This window comes from Streptomyces sp. NPDC014861, from assembly GCF_043081625.1.
Classification (GTDB): Bacteria; Actinomycetota; Actinomycetes; order Streptomycetales; family Streptomycetaceae; genus Streptomyces.
In genome coordinates this window covers 21,373-34,124 of sequence record NZ_JBIBWV010000036.1, presented here as the reverse complement: position 1 = coordinate 34,124, position 12,752 = coordinate 21,373, and the positions used below count along the sequence as shown (strand labels likewise).

7 protein-coding genes and 2 CRISPR repeat arrays (1 of these 9 running past the window's edge) are annotated in these 12,752 nt (G+C 68.8%); all 7 genes read right to left on the bottom strand.

What is annotated here, in order from left to right; genetic code table 11:
• Positions 1-29: 29 nt before the first annotated feature.
• The 7 genes from ACF1BN_RS36340 to ACF1BN_RS36310 all read right to left on the bottom strand — a co-directional run bounded on the left by ACF1BN_RS36340 (position 30) and on the right by ACF1BN_RS36310 (position 9,087).
• Positions 30-515 carry a three component ABC system middle component gene (locus ACF1BN_RS36340; RefSeq protein ID WP_392335878.1) on the bottom strand — a complete coding sequence of 162 codons (486 nt, stop codon included), beginning with the start codon at positions 513-515 and terminating at the stop codon, positions 30-32.
• Positions 512-1,723, bottom strand: coding sequence for an ABC-three component system protein (locus ACF1BN_RS36335; protein ID WP_392335877.1), 1,212 nt, complete (start codon positions 1,721-1,723; stop codon positions 512-514). The genes ACF1BN_RS36340 and ACF1BN_RS36335 overlap by 4 nt, the downstream gene beginning before the upstream one ends.
• Before the next feature lie 336 nt (positions 1,724-2,059).
• Positions 2,060-4,069: a CHAT domain-containing protein gene (locus ACF1BN_RS36330; protein WP_392335876.1), complete on the bottom strand. Its 2,010-nt coding sequence runs from the start codon at positions 4,067-4,069 to the stop codon at positions 2,060-2,062.
• A gap of 396 nt (positions 4,070-4,465) precedes the next feature.
• Complete coding sequence (locus ACF1BN_RS36325; RefSeq protein WP_392335875.1) at positions 4,466-5,089, bottom strand: hypothetical protein; 624 nt, start codon at positions 5,087-5,089, stop codon at positions 4,466-4,468.
• Between the two features lie 3,079 nt (positions 5,090-8,168).
• Complete coding sequence (locus tag ACF1BN_RS36320; RefSeq protein ID WP_392335874.1) at positions 8,169-8,420, bottom strand: hypothetical protein; 252 nt, start codon at positions 8,418-8,420, stop codon at positions 8,169-8,171.
• Between the two features lie 68 nt (positions 8,421-8,488).
• Positions 8,489-8,857, bottom strand: a complete 369-nt coding sequence (locus tag ACF1BN_RS36315; protein ID WP_392335873.1) for a hypothetical protein — start codon at positions 8,855-8,857, stop codon at positions 8,489-8,491.
• Positions 8,858-8,895: 38 nt separating this feature from the next.
• A complete protein-coding gene (locus ACF1BN_RS36310; protein ID WP_391085189.1) occupies positions 8,896-9,087 on the bottom strand; it encodes a type II toxin-antitoxin system Phd/YefM family antitoxin in 192 nt (63 codons plus the stop codon).
• 957 nt (positions 9,088-10,044) lie between these two features.
• Positions 10,045-10,988: direct repeats of the CRISPR family, unit length 28 nt; unit sequence GGGCCATCCCCGCGTACGTGGGGAGCAG.
• 587 nt (positions 10,989-11,575) lie between these two features.
• Positions 11,576-12,752: direct repeats of the CRISPR family, unit length 29 nt; unit sequence GGGGCCATCCCCGCGTACGCGGGGAGCAG; it runs 195 nt beyond the window's last position.

Genomic DNA, 12,752 nt, shown 5'->3' with positions numbered 1-12,752 from the left:
CGGTTCTGGGGCTCCTTTGGCGGGGCGGGTCAGGGTCGGACGCCGAGGGCGGTGAAGGCTCGGGTGGGGTCGGTTACGGCGAGCCAGCGGCCGATGAGTGCGGCTGCGCGGGCGCAGTCGGCGACCTCCTCGCCGGGGGCGGCGGAGGCGGGCTTGGGAGCGCGGGGGCAGATCAGTCCGGCCGGAGTGACGTCTATGGCGTGGTGGCGCATGGCGGTGCGCAGGCTGGTGCGGGTGTAGGCGGTCAGTGCCGCGGCGCGTTCAGCGAAGGCGGCCTGGAGGCGTGGGTGTTCGTTGGCCCAGGCGGTGAGCGTGACCGTGGAGTTGCCCGGCAGGGAGTTGCGGGTGTCGGTGGGCAGCACGAGAGGCAGGATCAAGAACGTGTTGGGCCAGGGCAGAGGGCGCTCCGCCTTTTTCGAGGCGGCGTTGACGGCGCTGGCCAGGAGGTAGGCGCCGAAGGCGGGGTTGAACAGCGCCTGTGCCTCCGACACGTTGCGGTGGGAGTCCGTCGTCACTGTTCCTGCGTTTCGTCGGGGTTTTTGCAACGGTTCTTGTAGTCGGGGTGCCAGCCCAGTTGGCGGTCTGGGTGTGCGGTGGCGGCCTGGTCGGACAGGCCGTGGGCGCTTCCTGTTCCGATCCAGGGTGCGGTGACACTGCCGGGGCGCAGGGGGGTGTCGGCGACGCGGTCCATGGTGGCGTCCAGGATTTCCTGGCCGATGGACTGGCGTTCCTCCTCGCTCACGTCGTCGTGCAGGCGCCGGGTGCGGCGGCGGAAGGCGGTCTCCCACTCGTAATGGAGTTCGCTTTCGTATTCGTCGATCCGCTCCGGAGTGATCTTGAAGGTGCGAAGCCACTCGGAGCGCTGTGCGCGTGCGTAGTGGTAGTCGCGCAGGTGCATGGCGACTTCGGCGTCGGGCAGGCCGATCCATCGCATCTGGGTGACGACCATACGGTCGCTGTAGCCGGCGATCTCCGCTTCGGTGAGGTTGCGCAGCGTCTCGGCGATGGGCAGGTTCTTGCCGATGTAGCGGCCGGTGACCTCGTCGCGGCGGCACATGAGTTCCTGGGCGCTGACGGAGGCGCGCATGCGCTGAGGGTTCTTGCGTTCCAGCAGCTTGACCGCCATGCCGTACCACCACCCTTTGATCTCCTCGAGGGCGGCCTGAGCGTGGTCGCTCGGCGTGATCCCCAGTTCTTTGGCCAGCCTAGGGTCCAGGTCTGACATCACAGGGGCAGCGTCGTTGACGGTGATGGCTCTGACGAGTTCCTGACGTCGGGCTGGGGTGAGGTTCAGGAACAGTTCGCGGTTCTTGGCGGTGGTGTCGGGCCCTTTGTCGTCGCCGGCGACCTGTTCCATGCGCTGCAGTGCCTTGGCCTCGTCTCGTTCGGGGCCGGCGCTGAGGTAGCGGAAGAAGGTGTCCGCGGGTGCGGTCTGGGTCGAGACCAGCCGCAGAATGGGCATGGCGGCGTCTGAGGGGTCGGAGAGATGTTTGAGGGCGTCGATCCAGGACGCGACGGAGCGCCAGAAGTCTTTGCCGGTCTCGCTCAGAGGGCCGGCCGCTTCACGGTGTTTGGCTTGCAGCAGTTCTTGTGGTGTCTGGTCGGGGTCGAGGAACTCGATGTCGTCGAGGAGTTCCATGCGGACTTCGACGGTGGGGTCCTGCCAGCTGCGGCGGGCGAGCTCGAGCAGGGCGAGCTCGCACTGGTAGAGGTATCCGGTCATCTGCCCTGCCGCCGAATGAGACCCTGCTCGCGCCACGTTCCCCACTACTGATCGTGCCTGTCCGAGCGGCGCGGGTCCCACCCCATGCGACCGGTCGACCACACCGGGGACGCTGTTTTTCAGCGTCTGCTCATGCTGGTGTGATGCGCTGTGCCACTCCCCTGCAGCACAAAGTAGCACCGCTGGGTGAGGCGCTGTCGGGTTCTTGCGGATCGTTCTCTGCTCGTACGGCCCGCGTGGATGAGCCGAAGCGGTCGCTCTTCGACGGCGGGTCTGCCGGTGCCGGCGTCGGTCTGTGTCTCTTCCTCCCGCCGGATCGGCGGGGGGGGGAAAGAGTCAGGCTTGGGAACTTCCGCCGGGGCGGGCTTGTTCCATCAGTAGCTGTGGTGGTGTGAGGTGGATGCGGTCGGGACGGCCGGCGAAGACGTAGAACAGCGACTCGGGGACGTAACCGGGCCTGCGGAACCAGTTACGTACGCGGTCGCCTTGGCCCTGCTCGTCAGCGATCTCGCCCAGGACGTGTTCGGTGTCGTCGTAGACGTGCGGCGGTCGGATACGGCCGGTGGCCCGGTTACTCATGAACTCAACGAGTACGGGGAGGCCGTCGACAGTGGTGCGAGTTGCCCATTTTTTGAGGCTGGGGCTTGCGTCAATGATGTCGTTGACTGCGTTCGACGTCTGCACGTGATGCCACACGTCCAGGATGGTGGAGAACTGTCCGGGCTTGGTGTTCTCTTTGGCGAGATACACCATGAAGCGGACCATCAGCATGGCGTTGCGTCCGACATCGACTGGGACTTGTGTACCGAGGACCGCCAGGGCGCCTTCTCGTAGGAGGAGGTCTGTGATGGACACGGCGCCTGTGCCGCGGGGGGCGACGTGGCAAGCGCTGAGGATGACCACTGGTGGCATACGGTCGAGCCCGAGGTCCAAGTGCGGCTCGTCCCCGATGACAAGTGCGGCCATGTTGCCGGCCATCGTTCCGTGCGCGCTGATGATGAGAACGTCGGGGCGATGTCTGGCTACGGACCGCTGGAGAGCTGCAAGAGTGGGGGTCTCGGCCTGGGTGATGGTGAGTGTGGCCGAGTTCGGTGCGGCGGTCTCACAAGCGGTGTCCCATCCCTGTCTCGACATCCGTCCGACCGGGTCGCTGACTGGGATGCACTCGGCCACCAGGACGTTGATAGTGCCGTCCAGGCCGATAGCCGGCGGGGCGGAGAGCTGCTGCTGCATCATTCTGGTCAGTGGTTGCAACGGCCTGTAGGTGACGGGCAGGCGTGCACACAGCGGGGCGCTGTCTCCGGGCATGGTCAGCAGACCGAGAGGGAAGTCCGAGAAGACCGCCAGGTACGAGGCGTGCCGGATCGCGGCCTTCAGCTCCGCGGTCCACAGTGGCTGGGCAGCTTCGTTGAGTCGGGTGAACAGGCGTTTTACAGCGGCGCTGTTGTGGCGGGTGTGGAAATGTCGTTCGAGTTCAGCAAGGATGGTGAAAGCGTCCGAAGGCATGGTGGGCAGCATGAGGCCCAGACCGCTGCTCGCGACGGACTGGTGGGTCACTGCGAACTCAATGGCTGCTCGTTCGACCATGTGATCGGGGCGTTCGTGGAGCGTGGCCGACCATGTGTCCTCCGGGCTGACGGCGGGTTGGGGTTTTGTCCGGCGTCGGATCTCGCTGTCGTAGGCCACACGGGCATAGGCCGGTGCAGTACCGGGCAGGCCCAGCGCAAGGGGGACCCGCAGTCGATCGGCTTCTTCCTCGAGTGTCTGGCGAAAGCGGTGGCCAGCTTCACTGTGGGATGCCCCCTCCCGTTCCAGGCGTGCCAATGCGGCCAAGAACTCCTGGCCGCGGAGAGCTTGCGCGAACGCTTCACGCATGTTCGTGTCCTGGGTGACCGACTCTGCAGTGGGCCACCCCATCTGTCGGGCCAGCCTTCGGTGAGGCAGAGTGAGAGGGGCCAGATCCAGACGATGGGTGAGGGCCACCTCCCCCGGCAGCCTGGGAAGGTCGGGGATGAAGTGCTCATGGATGGCCTTCCACTGAGCGGCGAGGGTGGCGTCGGACAGCTGGGAGTAGGGGGTCGTCGGCAGCGCGAACCCAAGCGCCGAAGCCCGCTGCCGGGCCTCGTCCAGCAGCTCGTCCGGGCAGATGGTGACCACGGGATGGTGGTGCTGCAGATGCTCGCCGAGGACGTCCTCTTCGAAGCAGTCGATCGGCACCATCAGGATGTGGTGCTCGAGACGTAGGTTCTGGGCTGCCTTGAGTATCCAGATATCGACGTCGATGAGGTCCGGGAGAGAAGCGGGGAGGTGCAGGCAGTACCAGAGGCCGGGCAGCGCAGCGGCCACCGTTTTGGCCAGTCCGTGAGGGACGGTCGACTCCGCAACCTCCGGCCGCTCGAACAGAACGGGCCTGTAGGCCGACTGGTCCTGAGCTCGGCCCTCCGCCGCTCCCGGGGCGAACGGGACCACGTACAAAGGGGGCTTTTCGAACGGTGAGGGCATCGTCGGAGAACCTCGCTGCAGCAGTCGTGGAGCTGCTCAACCTACTGCTTGAAGCGTTGCCTTGACCTGAACTTCCAACAGGACCGTCACTCCCCGCGCTCCTGTGAAGTTCTGCGCCAGCAGGCGAGTTGCGTGCTGGTCAAGCGACCGTACACGCCAGGAATGACCGCTGGCGGATAGGACACCGGCCGGCCGGAACGGATCCACGCCCCAGGGTCGCGCAGTTCCTTCCGAGGTAGTTCAGACCATCTCCCTGATGATCGCGGCGAGGCGCTCGATGGCCTCCTCGCTGTGGTGGCGGGCCACCATGAAGCCGAGGATGGAGGCGCTGTCCACGCCATCGGCAACCAGCTCCTGCGCCAGGCGCGCAGCGTGATCGGCGCCCGGCCCGCGAGTCCACCCGTTGTTGCCGTAGGTGTGGATGTCTTCCAGAAGGTTCTGCTGGACCGGATTCCACGTCTTGGGTGTCAGCTGCCCATCGACGAGATTCACCGCCTGCGTTTCCATCGCCCACCCCCTCAAGGGGTCGGCTCGGTACTCGACAACTGCAAGAGCGCCCCCACGGGCGTATGGGACCGCGCGGTACATATCACGATAGCGAGGCAGGTAAGCAAGGACAGCCCGCCGATGCCCGCTGGGCCTGCTGCCGCGGTCCGTGACAGTGTCACTGGCCGTGGCGAGCCTCCTAATGGCATCGGGACCGAGAGTCCACTGCCGCTTGGTCTGGGTGACCAGTACAGGCCTGGCGTGCAGGGCTTCGGCTTGCTGCAGCACCCACAAGGCGGCCAGTTCGGCGGCGACGTCCGGGCTGCGAGCGGGATCGTCGTCCGGCACCCACGCCGCGGTGTATGTCGGCTCCGTCATGCCCTCGACGTTAGCTCCGCCCCATGACGACCTGGCGGCCCCGACACACCTTTCCTCGCCCTGGAGTCGACCGCTACTGTTGTCAGAAGTGGGACAAAATAGCACTCCAGCCGCCGGCGCGGAACCAACCATCACACCCTCTCCCCCATGGATACCGGGCCGAACTGCAGGACACGCGGTTCGGACTCTGGAACACGTGCCAGATGCTCCGGCGAAGCTGACAGGCCCTGCAGTCGCGGGCCACGCTCGGATGTAAATCTTGCAGCGACCGCCACCCGAGCTTCTGAGCGTGAACCGTTCGCAGGAGAAGTTCAGCAAGGGGCCGGCACCACTGCACACCCCCGCGCGTTCAAGCTCACCCTAAAGCAGACAAAAGCCGCCCTGCTTAACAGAGGATGACCACCTTCACCGGCGGCTCATCCCGGCTGCGCAGCGTGCGCTCTACGTGAGCAGCGCAACCCCGGCCAACACCCAGAGAGAGGAAAGCGCAGGCCGGTCCGTCTACGAGCCACACGAGCTGCGGCCGGGCAAAGCGCCTACAGCAACCGATACACACGAAGACGCGCTCATCGAAGTGAGCAATTCCCCGCTCAGAGCAGGCCGCACTGCGCACCTTGAACCGAGCCGCGACACTGCGTCACGCCAAAGGCGCTGCGCCGCTGCGCGGCGCTGGGCTGGCTGCGTGGGGGCGGGCACCTTCGGTGACCGCGGGGTGGTGGGGGTGGTGTGGCGGGTGCGGGTGTGGGGTGGGGGGTTGTTTGTGGTGGGGCGCCCGCCTGCGGCGGGGTGTGGTGCTGGTAAGTGGGTTGGTTTGGTTGGTGGTTGATGGTGTGTTGGGTGGGGTGGGGTGTGCGGCCCCTGCGGGGCCGGGGGTGTGTGCCGGCCTGCTGTCGTGCTCGTGCGGTGTCTCTTCGAGGGTGGCGGGGTCGTGCTCCAGGGGGCCAAGGGTCGCCGTCTAGGGTGTCACTGTGAGTGACAGATAGGGAGGGAAGCTTGAAATAGTTGTCTAGACCTGTATCGAATAATCCCAAACTACTGCATATGCCTGCCAACTATCAGATAGCTGCCTGCGTCTGAGGAACACGTGAAAAGCCGTCAGCACACCTCCTGGCGGACCGTCAACGCCCCATGCGGAAAGCACATCAAGACGAACCGTCACCCACCGCCCCTCCGAAGACGAACACCGCCACAGGGGCGCACCGACAGGGTGTTGTGTGCCGGGGCGCGGCCCGGGCGGGGCCTGCTGGCGGGGCAGGCCTCGTGAGCTCGAGCGGGCAGGGGCCATGCGCCGGCGACCGGGAAGGAGGGCAAAGGGGGAGCAGCCCTTCGCGCACATGCGGAAAGCGCATGCGCGACAGGGGTCATCCCTCATACGGAAACCGCATCCCCCCTTGCCCACACCTCTCGGGGAGCAGCTCGGGCCCTGTCCCGGCCCCGCCGCGCGGGGACAGGGGCGGTAGGCGTCACGGCCGGTGTTCCCGAGCTGCCCGCGGGCCGGGGGCGGAAGGTGGATGCCGCCACCGTGGACAGCAGCGCCGGCTCGACCAGGACTTCCCCGACACGCGATGCCGACCGGACGAGGAATCCCTCCCCCGGGCCCAGCCAGCGCCGGGGGGGGAGAGCCACGACCGAAACACCCTCCCCCACAGCTCTCAGCACACCCCACCACCAGGGAAAACAGCCTGAGAGACTCCCAGCACCCCCCACACTCACCACCACGCCGCTCAGAGACAGCCCCCGCCGGCTCCCGCACCACCAGAAGCCCTCACAGACAACAGACTGGTGCGCGGGCAAGGCGGGCGGGCACGGCAAGCGGAGCGCCTGGGAAGGCGCAGCGTCGGGTTCGCGCCCTTCGCCGAAACAGAACCAGCCCACCACGCGATCCGGGACAGACAGCGGCAGGAGGAGAAACAACATGCCGCGGCTGCAGGAACCCCCACCCGACCAACCACACCCGCATGCGCTTTCCGCATACGGCATACCCAACCCGGCCCTATGCGGAAAATGCATCACCCACACGACCGAACCGGGAACCGCCTCCCCCACCGCCGAGACCACCCCGCTCGGGCGGGGAACAGGGCCTCGCCGGCGACCACAACGACAGCCCTGAGAGCCATCCCGGGCCGGGAGGAGCGGCCGGCCGGCGACTCCTCCCCGTACTGCAGAGGGCCACCCCTACCCACACAGGGAACAAAAGGTCAGGACCGGTTCGAACCCCAACCGGCTCCGGAACCACCCCCACACAGCGCGCGACAGCCACAGAAAGTGGCCGGCGCCGGCCGACGGGCGGCTCGCCCGTCACACAAACCCTGACCGGACGAAAGACAAGACGCCCACGTTCAGCCCCAGCACCATCCCCACGCGAGCGGAGAGCAGCCGGTGGACCTGGGCGACACGAGGGCGGTCGGAGGGACCATCCCCGCGCGGGCGGGGAGCAGCAGGCGCTGGCCGACGCCACGACCGGGCGGGACCATCCCCGCAGACGCGGGGAGCCGCATTCGCCCGGTTCGGTGCCGTACCGATACGCAGGTCCACCCCCGCTCAAGTAGGGAGCATCGGACCGTGACCTCCTTGGTCACGGCCTGATGGGACCATCCCCACACGGACGAGGAGCAGGATCCTCTCGGAGGTCAGGATGCCTTGGGGCCGGGGCCATCCCCGCGCGGGCGGGGAGCAGGCCGATCGCGAGCCCTGGACCCTCACCCCCCAGGGGCCATCCCCCGCGGACGGAGAGCAGGTGTCGCCAAGCGAGAGGCGCGTCGTGATGGCGGGACCATCCCCACACGGGCGGGGAGCAGGGTGCAATCGTCCTCTTCCTCGCCGGCGACCTGGGTCCATCACCGTAGACACGGGAAGCAGCCCCGGTCCTGTTCGACGAGCCGGCCGACCCTTGGACCCCGAGCAGAGGCCGGGCAGGGGCATCAATCACGCGGTCCCGGGACCATCCCCGCGGAGGCGGGGAGCAGCGTGCCCTGGGTAAAGGCCACGAGCGCGTGAGCGGGTCCATCCCTGGGTGCGCGGGACTGTTGGGTCCTGGTCGTCGGACGCAGGGCTCGGGCCTGCGGCAGCGGGGGCGGGTTCAGGCCCAGAATGCGTCGGTGACGGTGATCTGGGGCTCGGCATGGCGCCGGATGAAGGTGTAGACGAGCCAGCCCCGGCCACCGGCGACGTCCGCGATGTGCGGCCCGCCCGGGCGGGTGGACGCCAGCGGCCGGACGGTGATCCAGTGCGGGAGCGCGGCGTCGGCATCGATACCGCGGTAGTAGGGGTCGGGGGCGGTGATCAGTTCGGCACGGGCGGCAAGGAACAACTGCCGGCCATCAGCGGGCATGGAGTCGAAGGTTTGGCGGGCCTCTACCGTCCAGTCCATCTGCCACGGCGGGACCGGCGGGTCGTGCGTCACTCCCCCGGCTCCGCCTCTGCCGCCGCACGCCGCAGACGGCTGTACTCCGCCAGCAGGGCCGCCGACTCCCGAGGATCCTCAGCCTTCCCCGCACGGGCCTCGAGATCGCTCAGATGCGCCTCCAGAAGAGGATCGCGGGCGATCGCGTACTGGGTCCACCACAACCGCATGAACGCCGGCACCGGAGTCAGACTGAAAGCATCCCCGATCGCACGCCGCCAGTGGGACTCGAAATCCGGCAGCAGATGCGGAGCATGCTCCGAGATCGCCAGACGCAGAGCCTGAGGACTGCGTTCCGGCATCGGCGGGATTCGACGCGGGTCCTCCCCGCCGGGACCGTCGAAATGGACGGGTTGCGCTGTCATGACGAAAGAATCTCCCAGATCCGCACGGCCGGTCCTGCTCAGGCCACGTCCCGGCCGCCGGCACCGGCCGACGCCCGCTCCTCCAGCAGCCGGTAACGCTCGAACCACTCCGCCGGCACCAGATAAGCCAGCGTCTTACCCTTCCGCGTGATCGCCGCAGCCTCACCCGCGATCCGCGTACGATCCAAAATCTCCCCCATACCCTTACGCAGATCAATCGTCGAATACACCCTCGGCTCCATACCCACCACCCTACCCCCAACTATCACAGTTGCCATACTTCAGGGCCCCCTCCCAACCCCGCACCACACCCCAAGCCCACACACACGAATCCAGGACGAGCGGACAGCGGACCGCTCGCCCGGCAGCCAGCCGTCGATGGAGCCATCTCCGCAGGTGCGGAGAGCAGACCGGTGCGGGACTCGTCGGCGACCGGGAGGAGGAACCATCCCCGCGCGTACGGGGAGCAGCTTCCCGGGGCTCTGACCTTCCGGGACGGCGGGGGGCCATCCTGACGCGCGCGGGGAGCACAAGAACAGCAAGGCGGCGCCGATGCTCCGCCCGGGCATCCATCCCCGCGGGCGTGGGGAGCAGCTCCCTGACCTGCAGTTCTACCCCACGTCAGCCCCCTCCCGCGCAACCTTCGCCGAAACAGACAAACGGCCCCAGGGGTCCAGAGAACCAACCGTGGTGAGCACCCTGGTGAGCGACCCCGGACATGGTGAGTTCGGTGGTGAGCCCCATGGTGAGCACCCCCGAGCACCGGTGTCCTCGGCGACGATCGACCACCGTGACCTTTCCCCACTCACCACACCCACCGACCACAACACCCGCACCGCTCGCAGAGGGCCATCCCCACGCGAGCGGGGAGCAGCTCGTCTGCGGCCCGCACACTGCCGAGCAGGAGGGTCCATCCCCGCACGAGCGGAAAGCAGTCAACCCGCGAGGCGGCCGCAGCGCTGTCGTTGGGACCATCCCCGCGCGGGCGGGGAGCAACGACCTGACCTGCAGTTCTACCCGACGGCGAACCACTCCCAAGCAACTTCAACCGAAACAGACAAACCACCCGCCCCTCCCCCGCCGGGGAACAGCGACCCAAGCGACCGAGACCCGAACACCCCAGACACGAAAGGAGCGGTCGGAGCGAGTGGGCCGCTGATGTCGACCTCGGCGTCGCGGTCCGCCAGGGGTCCATCCCCGCGGGTGCGGGGAGCAGATCGAGCGGCTGCCCTCGGCCGCCGAGGAAGGGGGGCCATCCCCGCGTGCGCGGGGAGCAGTCCTCCGGCACCGGCCGGCGGTCGCGCTTGGTGGGGCCGTCCCCGCGTGCGCGGGGAGCAGATCGAGTCCCACCTCGCCCAGATCCCCGGCCTGGGGCCATCCCCGCGTACGTGGGGAGCAGAACTCGCTGCTGATCAGGTAGCCCAGAGACGGGGGGCCATCCCCGCGTACGTGGGGAGCAGCACCACCAGTTGCGCGGCCGGTTGCGCCACCGGGGGCCATCCCCGCGTACGTGGGGAGCAGGTGTAGTCGTAGTCCTTGACCAGCGGGGTGCCGGGGCCATCCCCGCGTACGTGGGGAGCAGTTGATCACACCCCGGCCGGCCTCGCGCCCCGACGGGCCATCCCCGCGTACGTGGGGAGCAGCGGGGCCGGAAGGGTTCCGGTCCCGGTCCCGGAGGGCCATCCCCGCGTACGTGGGGAGCAGCGAGGATGGCCGAGGCGAGATCAGCGCCGGACGGGGCCATCCCCGCGTACGTGGGGAGCAGCACGATTCGGAGGCGAGCGAGAGGGTTCCCTGGGGGCCATCCCCGCGTACGTGGGGAGCAGGCGCTCCCCAACGTCCGCGTGCGGGTGCAGCAGGGGCCATCCCCGCGTACGTGGGGAGCAGGACGGCGCACCGAGGATGCCCACCCGGTCCCAGGGGCCATCCCCGCGTACGTGGGGAGCAGGACATGGTGGCGAGCATGGCGGCCACGGCCCTGGGGCCATCCCCGCGTACGTGGGGAGCAGGGCGGCGGCCGGTTCGGTGGCCGGCGTGCCGCGGGGCCATCCCCGCGTACGTGGGGAGCAGGCGATCTTGCGGAGGTTGGCCTCCCACGCCTCGGGGCCATCCCCGCGTACGTGGGGAGCAGTCTTCCTGACCAGCAGTTCTACACGACACCGGACTGCTCCCAAGCAACTTTCACCGAAACAGACAAACCACCCAACGCCCCTCCCCCGCCCCCCGCCGGCGTCGAACAGCGACCCGAGCGACCGAACACCACAACACTCCGCGCGTGCGGGGAGCCGTCTGGGCATGCGGCCGTCCGGCGACGGCTTAGATGGGCCATCCCCGCGCGTGCGGGGAGCAGGGCGGCGACACCGCCCCGTGCGGGCACGGCCGGGGGCCATCCCCACGCGGGCGGGGAGCAGGTGACCGGGTCGACGTCTACGCACCGGACGTTGGGACCATCCCCACACGAGCGGGGAGCAGTTCACCGGGGTCAGTGCGGGGGCGGGGTCCGGAGAACCACCCGTGATGAGCCCCGTGGTGAGCAACCCCGGGCATGGCAAGTTCGTTGGCAAACACGGTGGTGAGTACCGCCGAGCCGGGTGACGAACGACCATGACGACCTCTCCCCCACTCACCACACCCACCGACCACCACTCGCAGAAGCTTTGCCGTCCCCCCGCACGCGCGGAGCAGGACCCCGACCGGCCGAGGGAGGTCGTGGCCCCGGGACCATCCCCCGCGCCTACGGAGAGCAGGGCTCTGGCGAATCTGCGCAGGCCGTAACCGCGGGACCATCCCCCGCGCGTACGGGAAGCAGCACGGCCGAGTCGTACAGCCACTCCCACGCGCGGGGCCATCCCCGCGCGTGCGGGGAGCAGGGCGGCGGCAAGTCGTCGCTGGGCCTGCTGAAGGGGCCATCCCAACGGGCGCGGGAAGCAGACGGCGATGAGCTCGGCGCGGGCGCGGTCGACGGGGCCATCCCCGCGCGGGCGGGGAGCAGTTCGGCGCCCACGAGTTCGCCGCGGAGAACGCGGGTCCATCCCCGCGTACGCGGGGAGCAGCCCGTGAACACTCATGCGGGGCTGCTCGCGGAGGGACCATCCCCGCAGGCGCGGGGAGCAGTGCGTGTACCTGCTGCGCAGCACGCCCGTTCTGGGACCATCCCCGCGCGAGCGGGGAGCAGGAACAAGGCGGCGTCCTGGAGGGGCTCCAACACGGGGCCATCCCCGCACGCGCGGGGAGCAGCCGCCGGCGTCATCCAAGGCGTACCGGTCGACGGGACCATCCCCGCAGGCGCAGGGAGCAGGACGGCCAGGACCTCCGCATCTTCAACGAGCGGGGACCATCCCCGCGCGGGCGGGGAGCAGCTGGTCTTGGTGCGGTCGTGCGGCACGTCGTTGGGACCATCCCCGCGGGCGCGGGGAGCAGCGCTCCTACGAGGACGACCTGGCCGACTCGGCGGGACCATCCCCGCGCGAGCGGGGAGCAGGGGGACGACGAAGCCGGGTCCCCAGGACTGTCGGGACCATCCCCGCGGGCGCGGGGAGCAGTCACCCAGGCCGCCTGGCGCGCCGCCGGCGTCTGGACCATCCCCGCGGGCGCGGGGAGCAGCCGTCGACAGCTTGTGTTCCGGAACTTTTATGGGGACCATCCCCGCGGGCGCGGGGAGCAGAACGTGCCCAGGGGGACGAGCTCTTCGCCCCCGGACCATCCCCGCGGGCGCGGGGAGCAGGTCATGTTCGGCGGCTCGGACTTCGATCACTGAGGGCCATCCCCGCGTACGCGGGGAGCAGACACGGCGCATCGCGCCGATGTGCCGCCGGTAGGGGCCATCCCCGCGTACGCGGGGAGCAGGCCCAGGGCAACCCCGGACACCTAGGTAAAGGGGGGCCATCCCCGCGTA

Excerpts from the sequence above, each read along its gene's own strand:
- ACF1BN_RS36335 (WP_392335877.1), bottom strand. The coding sequence starts at position 1,723 with ATGACCGGATACCTCTACCAGTGCGAGCTCGCCCTGCTCGAGCTCGCC.
- ACF1BN_RS36325 (WP_392335875.1), bottom strand. The coding sequence starts at position 5,089 with ATGACGGAGCCGACATACACCGCGGCGTGGGTGCCGGACGACGATCCC.
- ACF1BN_RS36320 (WP_392335874.1), bottom strand. The coding sequence starts at position 8,420 with ATGCCCGCTGATGGCCGGCAGTTGTTCCTTGCCGCCCGTGCCGAACTG.
- ACF1BN_RS36315 (WP_392335873.1), bottom strand. The coding sequence starts at position 8,857 with ATGACAGCGCAACCCGTCCATTTCGACGGTCCCGGCGGGGAGGACCCG.